The sequence below is a fragment of the Pseudomonas sp. LS1212 genome, assembly GCF_024741815.1.
Classification (GTDB): domain Bacteria; phylum Pseudomonadota; class Gammaproteobacteria; order Pseudomonadales; family Pseudomonadaceae; genus Aquipseudomonas.
Genome location: NZ_CP102951.1, coordinates 1,974,843 through 1,994,573, shown reverse-complemented (window position 1 = coordinate 1,994,573; position 19,731 = coordinate 1,974,843). Strand labels below are relative to the sequence as shown.

Annotated in this window: 16 protein-coding genes; 4 read left to right on the top strand and 12 right to left on the bottom strand. The window is 56.5% G+C overall.

Annotated features, from left to right (window positions below; genetic code table 11):
• Positions 1-390: 390 nt before the first annotated feature.
• Positions 391-1,146, bottom strand: a complete 756-nt coding sequence (gene istB, locus NVV94_RS09405) for an IS21-like element helper ATPase IstB (RefSeq protein ID WP_258443137.1) — start codon at positions 1,144-1,146, stop codon at positions 391-393.
• Between the two features lie 17 nt (positions 1,147-1,163).
• Positions 1,164-2,678 (bottom strand): IS21 family transposase, encoded by a 1,515-nt coding sequence (gene istA, locus NVV94_RS09400; RefSeq protein ID WP_258443136.1) that lies wholly within the window; start codon positions 2,676-2,678, stop codon positions 1,164-1,166.
• Positions 2,679-3,201: 523 nt separating this feature from the next.
• On the opposite strand from istA, the gene NVV94_RS09395 reads away from it, so the two are divergent.
• The 3 genes from NVV94_RS09395 (at position 3,202) to NVV94_RS09385 (ending at position 5,952) form a co-directional block, all read left to right on the top strand.
• Positions 3,202-3,843, top strand: a complete 642-nt coding sequence (locus NVV94_RS09395; protein WP_258446909.1) for a TetR/AcrR family transcriptional regulator — start codon at positions 3,202-3,204, stop codon at positions 3,841-3,843.
• On the top strand, positions 3,818-5,314 hold the full coding sequence (locus NVV94_RS09390) for a 4-hydroxyphenylacetate 3-hydroxylase family protein (protein WP_258446908.1): 1,497 nt from the start codon (positions 3,818-3,820) through the stop codon (positions 5,312-5,314). The genes NVV94_RS09395 and NVV94_RS09390 overlap by 26 nt, the downstream gene beginning before the upstream one ends.
• 143 nt (positions 5,315-5,457) lie before the next feature.
• Positions 5,458-5,952 (top strand): flavin reductase family protein, encoded by a 495-nt coding sequence (locus NVV94_RS09385; RefSeq protein ID WP_258446907.1) that lies wholly within the window; start codon positions 5,458-5,460, stop codon positions 5,950-5,952.
• Positions 5,953-6,119: 167 nt separating this feature from the next.
• On the opposite strand, the gene NVV94_RS09380 is transcribed toward NVV94_RS09385, so the two are convergent.
• Entirely contained in the window at positions 6,120-7,082 is a 963-nt protein-coding gene (locus NVV94_RS09380) for a MarR family transcriptional regulator (RefSeq protein WP_258446906.1), read from the bottom strand.
• A 291-nt stretch (positions 7,083-7,373) separates the two neighbouring features.
• Between NVV94_RS09380 and NVV94_RS09375 the strand changes: the two genes are divergently transcribed.
• The gene (locus tag NVV94_RS09375) at positions 7,374-7,844 is read left to right on the top strand and encodes a MarR family winged helix-turn-helix transcriptional regulator (RefSeq protein WP_258446905.1); all 471 of its coding nucleotides are present in this window, start codon (positions 7,374-7,376) and stop codon (positions 7,842-7,844) included.
• Positions 7,845-7,963: 119 nt separating this feature from the next.
• Here NVV94_RS09375 and NVV94_RS09370 read toward each other — a convergent pair.
• From NVV94_RS09370 to NVV94_RS09330, 9 genes are all read right to left on the bottom strand, one after another.
• Positions 7,964-9,126 (bottom strand): IS3 family transposase gene (locus tag NVV94_RS09370; RefSeq protein ID WP_258443255.1). Its coding sequence is split into 2 segments (ribosomal slippage): positions 7,964-8,871 and positions 8,871-9,126, totalling 1,164 coding nucleotides; the frame shifts between segments, so codons are not numbered across the junction.
• Positions 9,127-9,210: 84 nt separating this feature from the next.
• On the bottom strand, positions 9,211-9,819 hold the full coding sequence (locus tag NVV94_RS09365) for a TetR family transcriptional regulator (protein ID WP_258446904.1): 609 nt from the start codon (positions 9,817-9,819) through the stop codon (positions 9,211-9,213).
• Between the two features lie 77 nt (positions 9,820-9,896).
• Positions 9,897-10,388 (bottom strand): DUF3237 domain-containing protein, encoded by a 492-nt coding sequence (locus NVV94_RS09360; protein ID WP_258446903.1) that lies wholly within the window; start codon positions 10,386-10,388, stop codon positions 9,897-9,899.
• A gap of 35 nt (positions 10,389-10,423) precedes the next feature.
• Complete coding sequence (locus NVV94_RS09355) at positions 10,424-12,922, bottom strand: RND family transporter (protein WP_258446902.1); 2,499 nt, start codon at positions 12,920-12,922, stop codon at positions 10,424-10,426.
• Between the two features lie 16 nt (positions 12,923-12,938).
• A complete protein-coding gene (locus tag NVV94_RS09350) occupies positions 12,939-13,988 on the bottom strand; it encodes a YCF48-related protein (protein ID WP_258446901.1) in 1,050 nt (349 codons plus the stop codon).
• Positions 13,989-14,061: 73 nt separating this feature from the next.
• The gene (locus NVV94_RS09345) at positions 14,062-15,426 is read right to left on the bottom strand and encodes a DUF1329 domain-containing protein (RefSeq protein ID WP_258446900.1); all 1,365 of its coding nucleotides are present in this window, start codon (positions 15,424-15,426) and stop codon (positions 14,062-14,064) included.
• A 64-nt stretch (positions 15,427-15,490) separates the two neighbouring features.
• The gene (locus tag NVV94_RS09340; protein ID WP_258446899.1) at positions 15,491-17,101 is read right to left on the bottom strand and encodes a DUF1302 domain-containing protein; all 1,611 of its coding nucleotides are present in this window, start codon (positions 17,099-17,101) and stop codon (positions 15,491-15,493) included.
• A 231-nt stretch (positions 17,102-17,332) separates the two neighbouring features.
• Complete coding sequence (locus tag NVV94_RS09335; protein WP_258446898.1) at positions 17,333-17,521, bottom strand: carotenoid oxygenase family protein; 189 nt, start codon at positions 17,519-17,521, stop codon at positions 17,333-17,335.
• 48 nt (positions 17,522-17,569) lie between these two features.
• Positions 17,570-19,708, bottom strand: coding sequence for a PQQ-dependent dehydrogenase, methanol/ethanol family (locus NVV94_RS09330; protein WP_258446897.1), 2,139 nt, complete (start codon positions 19,706-19,708; stop codon positions 17,570-17,572).
• Positions 19,709-19,731: the final 23 nt, after the last annotated feature.

The window sequence follows — 19,731 nt, the reverse complement described above, 5'->3', positions numbered from 1 at the left end:
CATCCATTCAATGATGTTGGCCTGTCCCGTGCTGAGAGGACGCTGACTTAAGGTTGATCATGCCCAACGCAAGGGGAGGCATCACCCAGGCTAGGCGATGTTTTTCCGAATCATTCAAACGCGAGGCGGTGGAGCAGTCACTTGCTGGTGCGCCCCCTTGCCACACAGCACAGACACTTGGCATCACCGAAGACCTCCTGGGCATTGGAAGCACCAGCACAAACGACGACGTGACGGCGTCTTGTGGTCACTGCACCCTCGTGTGCGGATTCCACGCCATCCGGCCACTCATTCCACGCTTATCCGGCCGGGCATTCCACGCACATCCGGCCACCTGTTCCACGGCCATCCGGCCGGGCAGTCGGAGCGCAGCGACGCAGGTTTGCATTGTTAGTCTGAAGTCCCTGTTGCAGTCAATTTCATCGAGCGCCTGCGCATCGATTCACCCTTGAGTTCGATGCGGTAAGCGTTATGCACCAGCCGGTCGAGGATGGCGTCGGCCAAGGTCGGATCGCCGATCAGTTCATGCCATTTGTCTACCGGCATCTGGCTGGTCACCAGTGTCGAGCGGTGCCCGTAGCGGTCGTCCAGCAGCTCCAACATGTCGCGCCGTTGCGCAGCGGTAAACGCCGCCACTCCCCAGTCGTCCAGAATGATCAGATCGGTCTTGGCATAACCGGCCATCAGTTTGGCGAAGCGACCGTCGCCGTGGGCCAGACCCAGTTCTTCCATCAAGCGCGGCAGGCGCAGATAGCGCACGCTGTAGCCGTCCCGGCAGGCCTTGTGGGCCAGTGCGCAGGCCAGCCAGGTTTTGCCCACGCCGGTGGGGCCGCCGATGATCAGGTTCAGGCCGTCGCGCAGCCATTGGCCGCTGCCCAGTTGCAGGATCAGGGACTTGTCCAGCCCACGCGGGCTGCGGTAATCGATGTCTTCCAGGCAGGCGTTGTGGCGCAGTCGGGCGGCTTTGAGGCGAGTGCTCAGGCGCGCATCTTCACGTTCGGTCAGCTCGCGATCGACCATCAGCCCCAGGCGCTCATCGAAGCTGAGGCTGTTGATGTCGGGCGTTGCGTGTTGCTCGCTCAGCGCCTTGAGCATGCCGTGCAGGCGCAGGGTTTGTAGCTTGTCCAGGGTGGGATTGGGGAGCATGGGCGTATTCCTTCAGGTCAGTGGTAGTAGCCGGGGCCGCGCAGGTTGATGTGTTCATCGGGCAACAGCGGCAGGTTCTGCTGGGCCAGCGGTAGCCGCTCCAGCCCTTGGCGCAGGATCGATTCGAGGCTCTTGTAACTGCATGCGCCCAGCGCCAGGGCGCGCTGGCAAGCGGCTTCCAGCCGTTCTTCACCGTGCTGTTTGCCCAGGCGCAGGATGCCCAGGCAAGCACGGAAGCCGTGCTGCGGATGGATTCGGCGCTCGAGGATGTGGGCGATGACACCCGCGGTGTTTGGCCCGGTCTGCTCTGCCCAGCGGATCAGCCGTTGCGGCGTCCACTCGGCATGTTCGCGGTGGCTCTTGGGCATGTGCTCGGTTTGGGTGGTGTGGCGACCTTTGTGCGGCGATCGCACATGGCTGGCCACGCGCTGGTTGGCGTGGAAGCACTCGACGGTCTGTGCGGTCAGGCGCACTTCGAGTTGGTGCTTCACCAGTTGGTACGGTACCGAGTAGTAATGGCCGTCGACTTCGACGTGGTAGTCGATGTGCGCCCGCACCTTTTTCCATTCGGCGTAGACATAGGGCTGTTCCGGCAGGGGTTGCAGCGCGGGTTGGTCGAGCGCCTCGAAGGCCGAGCGGCGCGAGCCGGGCAGCTTATTGAAGGGTCGTTGATTCAGTCGCTCCAGCAGCACGCCGATTGCGGTGTTGAGTTCGCCCAGCGAGAAGAACTGGCGGTTGCGCAAGGCCGCGAGGATCCAGCGTTCGACCACCTGCACGCCGACTTCGACCTTGGCCTTGTCCTTGGGCTTGCGGGCGCGAGCGGGCAACACGGCGACCCCGTAATGCTCGGCCAGATCGCGATAGCTGGGGTTGATGTCCGGTTCGTAGCGATGCGCTTTGGTGACGCCGCTGCGCAAATTATCCGGCACCAGGATCTCGGGCGCTCCACCGAGAAACGCGAGGCAGCGGGCGTGCGAGCCCAGCCAATCGGGCAGTTGCTGCGACCAGGTGGCCTCGGCAAAGGTGTAGCTGGAGGCGCCGAGGACAGCGACGAAGACCTGGGCCTGGCGGATTTCGCCGGTGTGCCGGTCAATGACCGGCACGGTCTGGCCGGCATAGTCGACGAACAGCTTTTCGCCGGCGCGATGTTCCTGGCGCATGGCCACGTCGACCTTGGCGGCCCAGAGCCGGTAGTGCTCGCAGAACCAACTGTATTGGAAGCCTTGCGGGTGGCTGAGCCGGTACTCTTGCCAAAGCAGAGCCAGGGTGACGCCGGGGCGGCGCAGTTCGGCGTGAGCCCATGCCCAGTCAGGCATCGGACGCTGCTCACTGGGGATGGTCGGCGCAGGCGGAAACAACTGACGTTCCAATTCGGCGTCGGTCAGCGCAGAGGGCCAAGTCAGCCCGCAGGCAGCAAAGCGATTGAGGTAGTCACCGATGGTGGCTCGCCCCACTTGCAAGCTGACCGCGATCTGGCGAGCAGATAGACGCACCTCAAACTTGAGGCGCAGAACTTCTCGAATCTTACGCATGGATAAACGCTCCACGACGACCTCTCTGCTTCGAAAAAAGAGGTCGATGGTAGTGAATTAATCCTGCGTGGCTGCCTGCCTGAAGGGTGGCCGGATGGCTGTGGAATCAGTGGCCGGATGCGCGTGGAATGGGTGGCCGGATCATCGTGGAATAGGTGGCCGGATGGCCGCGGAATCCGCACCCTCGTGCATGAGCGCCGAGGAACGAGCCTCGGCTCCCGGTGATCTAGCACCCCTTCATGCCCCCGCGCCCATGGCGCTTGCGGTGTAGATCACCGTTAGGCCGAGGTTTTTCCTCAGCGCCACATCGACATCCAGGACCAGTTACTCGCTTGAAAGCATCAAAAACCGCATCACGCTGATCAAGGGAAGGCGCATGGCCTGTGGGTTTCAGCGTATTTGTTCCCGAAGGTCAAGGCAGCCAAGCCTCAAAAAACGTCAGCAGGTCAAAATCCCCTTGCAAAATGATCCGGGTCATTTATGATCCAGATCATTATCTACGCAGCAACGGTGCATGGCGCAAATGGAACTATCAACCGGACTCCGAGAGCGCAATAAAACGGCTAAGCGATCAGCCATTATGGCTGCGGCTCGTAAGGCATTCGCAGAAACAGGGTTTGAAATGGCGAGGCTTCGGGATATTGCAGTTGCGGCCGGGGTGGCAACGGGAACCGTGTTTCTCTATGCGAAGACTAAAGAAGAACTCCTGCTACTGGTATTCGAGGAGGAGCTCGAACCGCTCATTAATGCTGGATTTGAGACTCTGCCAGACGATGGTTTGCCGCAGCAGTTACGCACTATCTTCGACGTAGTAGCAGACCACCATGAACAAAACTTTGCGCTCTGCCGCCACTTCCTGAAAGAGATCCTTTACCTGGACGGCACCTGCCGAGTCGAGCTGAAGCGATTTATTCACAGTTGGGCTGCGCGCATGGCGAAGCTAATCGATGATGCCAAGAAGAAAGGACAAATATCAGGTCACGTTGATTCGGCCCTTTTGGCGGAACTCGTGCTCGGCATTTTCATGCTGGTAATGCGTGACTGGTTAAATGGAAACCTTACTCGGCAGGAAATGAACTCAAAATACGACTCACTCATCCACATGTTGTTTTCCGGTCTTGAGCCAGGTGGCTTTGCGGTTGGCAGCAACCAAAAACAAGTATAAAACAGGTGAAATTATGACAGCGCGTACTGGAGCAGAACTGTTAAAAGGCATGAAATCCGAGCGTGAGGTTTGGATGGGGGATCAGCGCGTTGAAGATGTCACGGAACATCCTCAACTCAGCGCTACGGCTCAAGTTCTAGCCGATATCTATGACCTCCAGCATGAGTCAGCGGAGGATTGTCTTACGGCTGACCCTGAAACCGGAGAGATGATCAACATAACCCACGTCATTCCTCGCTCGAAAGAAGATCTGCAGAATCGGCATCGCTGCATACAACGCGTCGCCGAGAGGACTGTCGGCGTATTGGGAAGAACGCCGTGCTACAAGAATGTCACCGTTGCAGGTTTTGCAGGTGATTATGTTGAATGGGCGAAGAATGGTAACGAAGCGGGTGCAGAACGGCTGGTGGAATATCAGAAGCACCTGCGCCGTAATGATTTGTTGCTGACACACGCGCTGTTGAACGCCACGGTCGACAAATCACAGCATCCCAACGGCGGCGACAACGCGCAAGTCTGCCTGCAGAAAGTTGAGGACACTGAGCAGGGAATTTTGGTGCGCGGAGCACGGGTGCTGGCCACGCTTTCACCTTTTGCAGACGAACTCATTGTCTATTCTCCCACCCCGGTTTCAGAGGATGGCCAGCGGTTCGCACTCTCCTTCGCTATCCCGATCAATACGCCGGGGCTTAAGTTCTTCTGCCGCGACAGCTATACAACCGTAAACAATATCTTTGATCAGCCATTTTCAGCCCGCTTTGATGAGCAGGACGCCTTTGTTGTGTTTGACAACGTAGAAGTGCCCAGGGAGCGGATTTTTATCGACGGCAACGTCTCTGTTCACAATCAGGTCACCCGGCGCACATGGGCGGCAAACATTTTTCAACAGACCTTTATTCGAGCCCAGACGAAGCTTGAATTTGCTTGGGGGATCGCCACCGCGATGACCGAAGCGGTTGGCGATAGCTCGCCCCGCACTGCGCAATTACTGGGGGAGATCTGGAGCTACGCATCGCTGACCCGGGCTGCGTTGGTCGCGGCCGAAGAACAAGCCATGGACTACGGCAACGGTCTGGTACTACCGAATCGAGAGTTACTCCAACCGTTACAGGCAATGATGCCGATCTGGATGCCGCGAGTGGGTGAGATTATTCGCCAGGTGGGTTCGCACCACCTATTGACCACTCCTACGTTGTCGATGCTGGAAAACTCGGAACTTCGGCCGGTACTGAACAAGTATCTGCGGGGAGCAGGTGAGGTGGATGTGGAACTGCGTACCCGCTTGTGTCGTTTGGCATGGGACTTTGCCGGATCCGCACTGGCAAGCCGCGGCGATCTTTACGAGCGGTTCTATTTAGGTTCCTCGCCGCGCGCTTTCGAAGTTAGCCAACGCATTGCGAATAAAGATAGAGCCCGTGCTCTGGTCGCTCGTTTCTTGAGCGAACCAGTGCCTCGCAAACTTGAACTCTGAAAATCCCGTTGTCACGAAATCGTAGGCCCACCAGTTACTGAGTTATTGACCCGCATGTTCCATGTGCGGGTTTTCAGGCCATCCTCGGGCAACGATAAATTAACTAGTTGAGCTCCTGCTCAAAAACAATAAGGGAGAGCGACATGCAGCCGGAAATCTTTAAGGAAGGCATGCGGCGGCTCGCCGCAAGTGTCTGCGTTATCACAACCCAAGACCCAATGGGTGGACGGTATGGAATTACCGCGACCGCCGTTTGCTCGGTAACCGCCGATCCTCCTATGCTGTTGTGCTGTATGAATCGCAGCAATGGATCTTACGATACATTTTTGAAAAGTGGGCGGTTTGCGGTCAACCTGTTAGGGACGCGCGACAATTCAATCGCCACCCGTTTTGCTGGCCGATTGAGTGCCGATGAGCGCTTTCAGGACGGAGACTGGGGGGAATTAGCCACTGGAGCACCGGTACTTTTGACGGCAGAGGCTTGTTTCGACTGCGAGACGGCGCAGGTTATTGATGTCGGTACGCACACTATATTTGTTGGTAATATTAAAGAGATTTTGTTGTCGCAAGAGCGATCGGAATGCCTATTGTACGGTGACGGGCAGTACGGTCGTTTCGATATTGCAAAATCCGCGTGAAATAGGTGTTCTATACGCCCGATCTGGGGTGCTCCATCATTGGCTAGCGCAGCTTATGCCTCTCCTGGGGATGGGTCTCGGGATTGCTCGGCAGCGCGTGCCGACGAACGACCGCGCGCCCCTCGACGCGATCGCCCTCGCCCCACAATCAGGGGCGGGAGTGGCGATCATTCAACGAAAATGTAACTGCTGATACAGCTGGCAGGCCAAGTCGGGATTCGCGATACCTCTTCCAGTGGTTCAATAGGTGCCTTGACCTTATCTGCGTGCGCCACCACCAGTTTGCAGAGTAATTCGATTAGTGTGCACTTTTCCTGCTCGCTCATTCCTGATAACCATTCAAACTCTATCGTTCGGAGCCGGGGCTCAATTGTACGAAGCACATCCGCTCCTAACTTGCTAACACGATAGCACTTCCGAGAAAAACGAGCTGTCTGCCCTCTTTCAATCATTGCTTTATCGGCCAATATATTGGCGACCAGAGTGATATTGGACGTCTCGTAGCCCAAAAATCGCCTTGCTTGTGATTCGCTGATGCCTGGATGACAGAAAACGATGTACAGCACTGCGTACTGGCGCAGGGTCAGCCCAAACAGCCCGGTTTCACCTGACAACCGTGATTCGATGGACTGCAGGCAGCGGCGGGCAAGCCAGGTTGGCCGGTTGTGCACCCAAGATAGAGGCTCGGAGGTCGGCGCTTGGGGGGCCAATTTATTCAACAGGAAAGAGAGCTGCTCCCACTGCATCTCTGAAAGAGGAGCCATTAGAGCGCGTTCAGCGTTCTGTAGACTCTCACGTCCGGCATGCAAAAAATCCTTTCCTTTCTCTGTTAGCGAGACCAGCTTCCTGCGCCTGTCATTCTCATCTACCGTGCGTGCTATCAAGTGATGTTTTAAAAGGTTCGTCACGACCAAGCCGATCGTTGACTTGTCCGCTCCCATCAGCCTCGCCAAATCGACCTGCATCATGGGGCCGCGTGAGTGTAGAACAGCCAACGAGTGGAACTGGGTAGGTGTGCTGCGTTGCCCGTGATGAAGGGCGAACAGGGCAGCGGTGACCTGATCCAGCCGCTGCACGAGAAATGGGATTCGAGCGTACAGGTGGCCGAGAGCCTCCAGGTTCGGATCCACGTGTTTCTGATTTGTCATGCTTGAAAGAGCCGAGGTAAAGGGTTCATTACAGAGGTCAAGTTAGTCGCAGATCATAGCGTAACGTAAGCGGCCGAGCATCACCTTGTGGGTATTATGCAGTAGCCAACCCCTACGGGTGAGCCCCATCAAACCCTGGATCGACTAATCCTGGGAACCCGCCAGAAAAAATTGAGAGGTGGGTGTTGTCGATCTCTCTTTCAAAGAATCTGGAGCCCCCCCCTATATAATGCTACCTTATAGAAATCATTCTTACAGCGTTAATGGCAACCCATGAACAAATTCGTTGAATCTGAAACAACCGTCAAGACCAAACACCCGTCCACGCAAACCACCATGTACATAATGGCCCAGGCCTTCCATGCATTGCGAGCGTTGTGGATCGAGCCTGCCCTTAAAGAAAAAAACATCACGTCGCTACAGTTCACCCTGCTGGCAGTGGTTGCTCAGCATTCAGGCTTGTCGTCAGCTGATTTATCTCGGCGCTTCTACGTCACCCCCCAAACGATGGGGCAGATGCTGACAGCGTTAGAGTCCCGCGGTTTGCTCGTACGCGCAGAAAATCCGGAAAACCGTCGACTGTTGTCCATGAGCCTGACAGCAAACGGCCACGCACTCGTCAAATCGTGCCAAGCTGACATGCAATTGATCGAAGAACAGGTGTTCGGCGGTTTGAGTGAGAAGGAGTTGGAGAAATTTCGCGGTACCTTGCACAAGGTGATTGGCAAGATTCGCGAAAGGTAGGAGCTGCGCAGCGAACAGTCCCCTCTGCCTGACAACAGCTGGGGTCAATCTACCTTGAAACAGTTGGTCCGATTATAGCCGGGGGCTCTGCCCCCACGATATAGAGTGATCTGTAGTGGTCAACTAATCCCGGACACGACGTTAAGTTTTTCTTCGGCCTGAGCTGGCGCCAGCCCACCGTTGAATTGATGGGGGCGAATCCAGTTGTACCGATGCATCAAGAAATGGCTGATATCGCGCTGGGCTTCTTGAGCAGTTCGGTAGCCCATGGTCGGTATCCATTCAGTTTTCACGCTGCGAAACACACGCTCCATCGGCGCATTGTCCCAGCAATTACCCCGGCGGCTCATGCTCTGGCGCATGCGATAACGCCACAGCCGCTGGCGAAATAAACGACTCCCATACTGCGACCCTTGATCCGAGTGAAACAGCAGGCCCTGAGGTCTTCCTCGTTGCTCATAGGCCATATCCAGTGCCTTGATAACCAGCTCGGCGTCCGGCTTTTCCGACAATGCCCAACCCACTATCCGGCGCGCGCAAAGATCTAGCACAACAGCCAGATAATGCCATTTCCCTTGGGCCCAAATGTAGGTGATGTCGCCGCACCACACTTGGTTGGGGGCCGAGACATCGAACTCCCGATTCAAGATGTTCGGGATATCCAACCGTTCGACCGTCGCTCGTTTATAGGCATGAGAACCTGGCTGTTTGCTCACGAGGTCAAGCTCACGCATCAAGCTGCGTACCTTAAATCGCCCCAGTTGCTCGCCGTCTTCACGCATGATCGACAAGATGCTGCGGCTGCCCGCAGCACTACGACTTTCTGTGAACAGTTCATTGACCCGACTGCGCAGCCGAAGCCGCTCAATATCAGGAGTCCGGCGCCTGAGACGCTGGGCGTAGTAACACGAGCGGGTGACTTCAAACACTTTGCACAGCCAATCAATCGGCTCGTGGACGCTAAGCTGATTGATCAGCGCGTACGCTCGTGATCTTCCGACATCAAGAGCGCGGTAGCCTTTTTTAGTATCGATTTTTCCCGTTCAAGGCGGGCGATCCGGACTTCCAGTTCCTGGATTTTCTGCTGCTCCGGGGTCAGCGCTTTGCTTAGCGGGGTGACACCTTGGCGCTCCTTCTGAACCTGCTCAACCCAGCGGCGTAGTGCCGACTCGCCGACGCCGAGTGAACGACTGGCTTCGATGTAGCTGTAGTTTTGCTTGAGCACGAGGTCGGCAGCCTCGCGTTTGAATTCAGCGGAAAAGGAACGGCGTTGTTTGGTCATTTGACACCTCGATCTGGCGAGCATTCTCGCCTAAATGGGTGTCCGGTTTCATTAGACCACTACAATCTAATCAATGCAAGATCGCTAAATAACCACCTCTTGACCGGACTTAAGCGTGGCACGCAGCCAAAGCAATACAGAAGAAATTTTTTGTGTGCATTCTACTGGCTTGCGCAGGCACTCGAACATTAACCCCGTAAAGCAAATTTCGAAAAAGTGAATCGTAGTTAAAATGTTAAAATCAGCTATTAACTGCCTATTTTCAACAGCATTATTCAACATGATTTCGAGCTGACTTGCCAATCGACTCTGAGCCTCTCCTAGCCGTATCGAGATTATGTGGTCTTCACGCGCAAGCTTACTTTTATGCAACAGCACTTCACACAACTGACGCGATCGAGGATCGCTGAGTGTCACCTCTACTGCTGCTTGCAACTTGCCAATAGCGCTTTCCAAATCCACCCCTGCACAATTCAGATCCTCGACTGGCATACGTCGCTCATCAAGCAGCGCACCAAGCAATGCGGTTCGTCCTTTGAAGTGCCAGTAGATGGCACCGCGACTCATTCCCGCCCTGCTTGCCACCATCTCCATGGTGGCAAACGCGCATCCTGATTCGGCAAATACATCCAGAGCTGCATCCAGGAGGGCTTGTCGGGTGATCACACTGTCTGCGGCACATCTTTTACCCATCGCCAACTTTCCCTATTCTCCAGCAGAACAATGTATATGCGCTACAAAGCTATTGGCTCAGCTCGCAGCGCATTGCGTTAAAGCACTTTAAAATAATGAATCCGGTTGGAACTAGGCGTTTTCTCAGCCACCCCTACGAACACATGGCGATCTAGCCAGTCATGCGGCCCTGCCGGCACATCGAATTTTGGCGAAACTCGCATGTAGTACTCACTGTGATCGACTGGCTCCTGGCGCATCAGCCGCGCCAGTACTTCAGGGCTGGACCACCGGTAGCCTCGGTTCTGCATATAGATCAGAGTACCGTCGTCAGCCTCGAGCAAATAACGGGCATCGAAGTCAATGACCCCATTGGGTCTTACCAGCGGCCAGTCCCCCCCGCTGAAGGGTACGACCGTACCGCGGATGCTTGGCCCTTCGAAGGTACCTGACTCCACGTACACCGCTGCTCGCTCTGCACCCATGTTCCCCGGCCGCAAGTAGCGGCCCTTGCTCAGATTGATATTGATCGTGAAGGCGAATTCGAAGCAGGGCTCAAACGGATGCGGTGCTAATTCTTGCTCACTCATATCGATCTCTCTCGTTATTGTCATGATGACTGCATTCAGACACTAAGATTTTCAACCCGATGAACACCTGCATCGACCTTGCGCGGCACTTTACTCACATCTTCGGCGCAAGATTGAGGTTGCGGCGACGGTACTCGGGTCTGTAACAGAAAATGCGATAGCGCCGGCATCAGAATTAGCGCCCCAAACATGTTCCAGACAAACATGAAGGTCAGCAGAACTCCCATGTCAGCCTGGAACTTGATCGGTGACCAAATCCACGTCACCACACCTGCCGCCATGGTCACACCGATCAGTCCTACCACCTTGCCAGTGAAACCAAGCGCCTGGCGATAGGCCTGGTTCAAAGGCACACCACGACGCTGAAGCACCAATTGCACGCACAATAGGTACAACGCATAGTCGACACCAATGCCCACTCCCAGAGCGATAACCGGCAAGGTCGCCACTTTGACGCCAATGCCCAGCCACACCATCAGGGCCTCGCACAGAATCGCCGTCAACATCAACGGGATGATCGCCACCAGTACTGCGCGCCAACTGCGGAAGGTGATCAAGCAAAGCACGGTTATAGCGCCAAAGACGTAGAAGAGCATCGTGTGGTTGGCTTGCTCGACCACAATGTTGGTCACTGCCGCAATGCCGGCACTGCCTGCTGCCAGAAGAAACTGCCGCTCAGGGGTGGAGTTCTCGTCGGCAAAAGCCTGGGCGGCAGCCACCACGGCCTTCAAGGTTTCGGCTTTATGGTCCTTGAGGTAGGCGATCACCGGCAACAGGGTGCAAATGCGGTCTGCAGCCCCAGGATTGTCTGTCATGGCCTGAAAGGAGGCCACGCCTGTCAGTGCGGGGTCACGCGAGATCGTCAGCCATTTGGGACTGCCTTCGTTAAGACCGGCGATCATGTTGCGCACGTTATCCGACAAGGCGCTAGCCTGCAGAACCCCGGGCAACTCCTGTAGCATCACGGTGAAACGCTCGACCTCCTTGAGCGTCTCACTTGTGGAGCAAGCGTCTGCTGGCGTCTTGACCATGACTACAAACTGATCGCTCGACAATCGATAGTGATCGTTTATGAAATTAATGTCTTGGTTGTAACGCGCCTGAGGCCAAAGCTCCGGAGCACCAGGATCCAGGTCGCCAATGGCCAAGTGACTGCGAACGCCATACCCTAGCACCGCCAGCACGAGAGCCAGCGACAATGCCGCCACCGCATGTCGGCGCTCGGTGAACCGTGCCAGGCCGTCCAGTACTCGTCCCAGTCCCCTGCCGGCGTCTTCGTTTTTCTCGGTGCTCAATGCCCGAGCGGCTGCGGTGCGGCTTACGCCGGTGTATGAGAGCACCACGGGCAGCAGCAGCAAATTGGTAAAAATCAGCGTCGCCATGCCAATACTGGCGGTCAGGGCCAATTCCTTGATTACCGGAATATCGATAATCATCAACACCGCAAATCCCACTGCGTCGCTGAGAATGGCAGTGAGTCCCGCCAGAAATAGTCGGCGGAAGGTAAAACGTGCAGCGACATAGGCCGGCGTTCCGCGGGCGACATCCTGCATGATGCCATTCATCTTCTGTGCGCCATGGCTGACGCCGATAGCGAAGATCAAAAACGGCACCAGCACCGAGTACGGGTCCAACTCAAAGCCCAAACTGGCAACGATGCCGAGTTGCCAGAGCACTGCGACCAAGGACGCGGCCACCACCAGTACAGTACTTCGCACACAGCGGGTGTAGGCGTATAGAAACACGGCAGCGATGGCGATCGAGATCAGAAAGTAGTTAACGATGTTAGCCAGCCCATCGATCAGATCACCCACCAGCTTGGCATAACCGATGATATGAACGTCGACGTTACCGCCCTTGCCTACCGTCGAGTACTGCTGCCGGATAGCCTCGAGCTTGGAGGCAAAAGTGCTGTAGTCCAGTCGTACACCGGTTTCGGGGTCCCGGTCCTGCATGGGCACAACCAACATAATCGACTTCATGTCGGTGGCCACCAAGCTGCCCAGAATGCCCGCCTTGTGAATATTGGCGTTCAATTGCTCAAGGCTCTTGCTGGAACCGTCGTAGGTTTCCGGCATGACCGGCCCACCCTCGAAGCCATCCTCGTTGACCGCGGTCCAACGCACTGCGGCCATCCAGATCGAGCTCATCCAGGCTCTGTCCACCCCGGGTGTGAGGAACAGTGCCTGATTGATCTTGAAGCTGGCATCGAGAAAGCCAGGATCGAGTATCGAACCCTGGGTGTTTTCCACGACAACTCGCACCGAGTTACCTAGGCTGACCAACTTGTCCTGGTTGGCAAAATAGTTCTGCACATAGGGATGATTTTGAGGAATGACCTTGTCAAATCCCGCATTCACTACCAAGCGGGTTGCCTGCCAACCCAGCGCCAGTGTGGCGAACAGACAGAGTAGGACGAACAGCAGCCGATGGTTGAACAACGCGCGTTCCATCAGATTGCCCGAACGCCGGTCAAAGTCGTGCAGCGTGACAGGTGTGCCAGACAGGCCATTTTGATTCATGTCGATAGCCATAGTGCCCCCTGATAAATTACTTGATCGTTTCGACGCGGACACCGTAGGGGCCAACCGCTATCACTGAACGGCCCGGTCCCGCGGCGATGCCAAAATAGGGCATTGATCGTGCAGGGGTCATTGGGGCGAAGGTGTTTTCTGCAGGATCACTGACCATGAGCTGACCGCTCTGGGAGGCCAACACCAAAGAGCCGTCTGCCAGGGTCGCGCTTGCGGTAATAGATGCGTCTGCTCCTGTCTCGATACGTTGCCAGTGATCGCCGCGATCATGGCTGGCAAACGCGTTGCCCCGCAGTCCGTGGGCGATCAATGTATTTCCGTTTGCCGAGAGCCCGAAAAAGGTGCCGCGATAGGGCGTGGGTAAAGGTTCGAAGGTGTTACGTGACTGATTCCAGCGTCGTAGCAGCCCGCGCTCGCCCGCCAGATACAGGTCGGCCCCCGATCGCGCCAGGCCATAAAGATGCATGCCCTCCGGGTTGGCCGTACGCTCAAGCAACGGTATCCAGGTCTGACCGCCGTCGTGAGTCATCAGAGCGAGATTGAACGCACCCACCACCAGGCCATTGCGAGCGTCGCTGAACGAAACATTGAGCCAAGGCATGTTGGGACCGTCCGTAACCATGCGATCGACGCTGTCCATGACGCTCGCATCCACCTCGCCCCTGGCGACTCGCGGCTCATAATATTCGGTGAGCAACTTTCCAAGTTGTCGGCCATCGAGTTGCTTGGACCAGCTCTGCCCCCCGTCTTGGCTGTGCAGGATGACCCCGTCATGCCCCACAGCCCAACCATTGACTGCATCAGGAAAGTTGACAGCTACCAGGTCCGAACTGACTGGCACAGGTACCTGCTGCCAGCGGTTACCTGCAGCGTCGCCCAACAAAATCCGCCCCCATGGGCCTACAGCCACCAACCCCTGTGGAGTGCGGGCGACCGCTGTTAAGCGATTCACCGATGACTTGTCACTGACACGTGCCGGGATATCCTGTGAGTCGGCCATGGCAGGGTACCCATTGACAACAAACAGCATAAGAACCAGTAGTTGGGCAACTCTTTCGATCAACATAATCTTTCACCTTGTTATTCTTGTACTGGCGAAGGGTGTGCAACCTCATCGCGATTGCACACGCCTCCTTACGTCAAGGATTGAGAATGAATCGATTCAGAGAGTTCGAAGTCATCTGATTTTCCGAGTGAGGCTCAACCGGGCGATTGCCGTTGACCCCCAAGGCGTTGTACACGTAAATGCCAGTGCTCAAATCGAACGACATCGCAGTGCCTTGTGCCGGGGCCTTGATATCGTAGGACGCGGCAATGCCGACTGGGGTCATGTGATAAAGCTTGCCAGCGGAATCACGACCTTCGTGGATGCCACCATACCAAGCGTCCTCTTCCACATAGATGTCGCGCTCTCCGAACACATGGCGCTGCCCAGATTTCAATGTGCCCTTGATATGCCACACGCGGCGCAGCTCCCAACGCATGCAATTAGGGTTGGGGAAGTTGGCCTGCAGCAATTCTTTGCTGGCATGGCAAGGTGAATTGGCGTCGGCGTACATCAGTTTGTAATTGTTGTAGGGGATGTACATTTCCTGCTTACCGACCAGCTTGAAGTCGAAGCGATCGAAATTGCCGTCGTAAAGGTAAGCCTCGTCGTACAGCACGGCGCCACCCAACGCCGCGATGGGCGTATCTGCAGCCAAGTCAGGGGAAAGGCGGACACGCCGGGTACCTGGACTGTAAGTCCAGGCTTGGCGGTCCAGATCGCTGTACATGTCCCACCAATAGGTGGCTTGACCACGTAGTCGCGCCGGCCCCGTGTATTCAGTTCGGGTATAGCCGCGCCAGTTCGGCTTGCGGTCTGCATAAAAACCCGAAGCTTCCTGTCGGTTGGTCACGCTGGGGCTGACCACTTCGCCAGAAGGTTTGACGTAATTGGCAGTCCACTGATATTCGATCGCCTTGCCGTAATAGCGCGCGAACAGGTTCCAAATCGCTTCCTGACCCGTCTTTGGAATCGGGAATGGAATACCGCCATGGCATACCGCAGGATCGGCTATCCCGCCTTTTTCATTGAGCGTACAACGGCTTGCGTTGGCCTGACTGTTCTCCAGCACAGCTTGTGGATAGGCTGCGGTACGCCGAGTGGGGTACACGTCGATTTGAAACGTTGGGTATCTGCGCATCAACTCCTGAGTGCCCGGCGAAAGCTTATCCGGATACTTGTCCATGTTTTTGGAATCGATGGTGTACAGCGCTTTGTCGTCCGGGAACGGGTCTGTGCGCCAGCCTGGCCTGGCAGGATCATACGTTGCGGGTGGCGTTGTCAGGCCGCCGGTATAAGGCGGGATACTGCCATCGGCATTGCCCGCCTTTTCAGCCCCCCAAGGGGTGAGCTTGTTGCCTAGCTCGGCGATTTCCGCAGCGCTGGGAGCTGCCAATGCATGACCGACCAGTGTGAAGGTCGCGAGCACGGCGGTGAGCATTGAGTGTGTAGTTTTCATTCTGCAATCTCCTGACAATGCTTGATTGTTTTTATTCAGTGCGTCTAGGTCGCCGGCTAGGCGATCAGAAAATTGAGGTTTGGTAGGTGAACACAAAGCGGCCTCGATCCTGCAACGGCAGCCCGTTGGTGGTGTCAATACCCGCTGGGGTGCGCTTGCTGTTGGCCAGGTTGTCGTTGAACGCCAGGGTAAAGTCGTGCTTTTGGTTGTAAGAAGCCGTCAGCGAAATGCCATAGCTCCCAGCCCCCTCGTTGCCACCACTGAGCGTCGCGGCATTACCGTGCAAGCCGATGCTCAGGCTGCTGGACGCAGACAGGTCCCATCCTGGTGCGACAGCGGTCCATTGGGGGGTAAACACCAGAAAGGCTGAGGAGAAACTCTTGGTAACACAGCCATAGTCGACATCGTCAGTACCGACAGCGCGTCGGGCGTCAGTGTCACAGCGGTTGAACAACTGCTCATTGTGGTCGACGCTCATCCAGCGGCTGTAAGCCAATTCGCCCATCAGCAAGGCGGACGACCACAGTTGGTTGGTGCCCAGAAACATCTGTCCGTTGACCAAGGCGTGAAATGTATTACCTGTGGCGCCTTCCCCATCGATCAGTGTCGAGGTCGAGTTCAGGGCCGCGTCCTGGCGCACACTCATTTCGAAACCGGTACTCACGCCTTCGAAACTTTTGGCCAGGCTGATGCCGTACAACTTGGTCTTTTCGGCGTAGCGGAAATTGTATTCACCGCCGGCAAAGTCAATGTCTGTCCAGAAGCTGGTTTCGTTGAACTGCCGCGCATACAGGCCAAGCGTCGCGCCACTGAACCATTGCGGGGCATAGCGTACGGCGACACCAAACTGGGGCGCATGGGGCGAGTCGATACCGCCGTTGCGCAATCTGCCAAAGCCGGTGTCCGGCCCCTCCAGGACGAAGTCCAGCGGCGCCATGAATGTACCGCCTTCGGGCCAGCGGTTGGGGCGCCACTCATAGAAGTACTGACCTTCCACCGACCACTGCGGGTTTAGTTGCAGCTGGCCCCACAGGCTGCCAACCGGCAAGGCGGTTTCCTTGGCCGTGGCCCCCGGGTTGGAAAACAGTTTGTTCAGATCCGTCGGTGCCTGGGCGTGGGAGATGCTGTGCGCCGACGAGGCGATGACCTCGCCCCAAAGCACCGCCTGACGCCCTGCCCGCCCGGTGACATCCATGCCGTTGGCGAACGAATGAGCACCCCAGACGTACGCATCGAGGAACTCGGCCGACGGTCCCTCGCTATAGCGTCTGGCAGTGTCGGACCAGTGATTGTTGGTGTAGTTCGTGACCTCGTCAGGTGGCGAGTTGTTGAAGGCCTGATCGTACCAGGCTGAACCACTGACCCTTATGCCTACCGTCTGCCGGAAGTCGGCATCCAGCTCGGTCAGCAGATCCAGGCGGTTGGTGTAGATGCCACCCTTGGCGTAGCTGTAGGTGCTGTTGTTGCCGGCGGCCACTACATCATCCTGGCGGCCTTCGGCACGCATGCCCAGGTTGTAACGCAGCGTGCCGCCAAGGCTTAGGTTGTAATCAGGGTTGCCGGTGTCGAAGGTGTAAGCCTGCACACTGGTCGTGCCCGCCAAACTGACCATGCAGGCGCTCGCTGCCTGGACCACGAACCACATGCGCTTGTTACGGTTGAGATAATTCTTCACAACGCCTTCCTCGTTTATTTTTATAAGAACGTCGTTCCACCAGCAGGTCGTCGTCGACGCCGCGCCGTATAACAATATTACTTATATAAATGTTCTTTTCAACGAGTAAATGCCAGGAAGCCTTATGTAAGGTGAAAATAAATGATCGCGACGTAGGCAGGCAGCGGCCGACCGCCTCGAATGTGCAGTCAGGCCGTGCTTACGGTAGGTTGCGACAGGGGGAAGTGGGAATCAGCGGGCCAGGGCTTGGGCGCTCACCCAGTTACCGTGAACCTGACAGCGCAAGCGCAGGTCCACGACAAATGCCAGGTTGCCTTCATGCCCCGACTGCCGGGAAGCAATATGTACATGCTCTTGCACGGTGCAGTACGGCCCCGGTGCGAAAGACTTGATCTCGCCCGTATGCAGGTCCAGACGCATAATGGGCTTGGGTCATCTCGCACTCTCCTGCAAAAGTTCTTATTGTTATCAGTGTCCACGTACTGACGGCGCGACTGTTTCACCATCACGCTGCCGGTGGGCCGTGTCGATCAGATAAGCTTGAATACTGCTTACTCCCTTGGCATCCAGCACATCCGCAAAAGACGCCATACCACCATTAGCCAGGATGCCGCCGAGCACGATCTGTTCAAACGCGGTGTGCATGCCCAGCGGCATGTTGAACAGGTCCGGGTAATTGGAACGTGTTACGCCAATCCCGCCGCCATGGCAGCGCGCACAATGTAGCGCGAACAGGTGCGCGCCCTGGGCCAGCGCTTCGGCGTTTACCGGCAAGCGCGCTGGCAATTCGTTCAGTCCCGGCTCTGGGCGCCTCTCGGGTAGAGGCGTGGGAGTGCCGTCGAGCTTGAATGCCAACAATCGACCACGATTGGAGTTCTCATAGGCAGCGGCACCCGGCATCAGCTGTGAGCCGACCAGCCCGCCATAACCGGCCAGGACAGCAATGTATTGTTCACCGTTGATCGAGTAGCTCATAGGCGCCGCCATGATGCCGGTGCCAACATGAATGTCCTTGAGCAACTGGCCGTCCGTAGCACGGTAAGCTCGCAAATGACCATCGGTGGTACCTTGGAATACGAGATTTCCGCCAGTCGCCAGGGTCCCGCCATTCCACATGCCACTATTGGGTACACGCCAAATCTCTTTCTGTTTAAGAGGATCCCAAGCCATAAGGTATTCCTCGAAGCGCGGCTTGGGCTGGTTGGCGGTCAATTGCGCCAAGGCCTGCTGAGGAAGGGCAAAAAAGGGCGTGTAGGTCGATCCCCAATCCATGCTTCCCTTCTGGTAATGCCAGGCTTTTTCGGTGGAAAACACCATGGCTACATCGATCACAGGAATGTAGGCAAGACCGGTTTGCGGACTGAAAGCCATGGGCATCCAGTTGTGACCGCCAAGGGGTGAAGGGTAGATCAGCTTAGCGCTCTTACTGTAGTCGCCCTGTTCGGTCTTGACCGGACGCCCGGTGGCTAGATCAACATGGTCAGCCCAGGTTGCCGTAACGTACTTCTCGGCCGAGATCAGTTTGCCGTTGCGCCGATCCAGTACGTAGTAAAAGCCGTTCTTCGGTGCCTGCATCAGTACAGGTACGATTTGCGCATCTATCTTCAGTTCTGCCAGCACCATCGGCTGGGTGGCGGTGAAGTCCCAGCTGTCACCCGGCGTCGTCTGGTAATACCAGACCATGCGTCCGGTGTCCGGGTTGATGGCCAAAATTGAAGACAGAAACAAATTGTCGGTCTGCTCCTGACTACGCAGCCATACTGGATGGGGTGAGCCATTGCCGACACCGATGTACAGCAGGTTAAGTTGTGGGTCGTAGACCATGCTGTCCCAAACAGTGCCGCCACCACCCGCCTCCCATAGCGTGTCTTTGCTCCAGGTCTTGGCCGCCATCTCCATTTCCGGGCTTTCATAACCGTTTTTCGGATCGCCCGGCACCGTGAAAAAACGCCAGCGCTGTTCACCGGTCTTTAGGTCGTAGGCTGTGACATAGCCACGCACGCCAAACTCGGCGCCAGCGTTGCCAATTACTACCGTATTGCCAGCGACCTGTGGGGCGCCGGATAAGGTATAGCCTCGGCTGCGATCTATGAAAGTATCGATCTTCCAAAGCACCTTGCCAGTTTTTGCGTCGAGGCTAACCAGGTAGCCATCTAGCTGGCCGACGTACACGCGACCGTCCGCTAAGGCCACCCCACGGTTACTGACATCGCAGCATGTCTTACGAGCCCAAGCACCATCCAATTCAGGATCAAAACGCCATAGTTCTTTGCCCGTGATAGCGTCGACGGCCTGTACCACACCCCAGGGACCGGTGGCATAAAGCACACCATCAGCCATTACCGGGGTTGCCTGCATTCCGCGTTGAACCCGACCTCGACGAACACTGGCGTCGGTCTCCCAGGCCAACCCCAGCCGTCCGACCGAGCGCTCATCGATTTGCTGTAAAGGTGAGTAGTATTGCTTCCGGAAGCCTCCTCCCTGTGGCCAACTGTCGGCTGCCGGAGCCCGCTCTTCTGCCTGCACAGGCCCAAGGCCTGTCAGCACCATCAGGGTTACCACTAGCCGTAAAACACATTTTTTCGTATAGGTAGGCATTAAACTCATGGTGTCCTCATCGTCCGGATGGT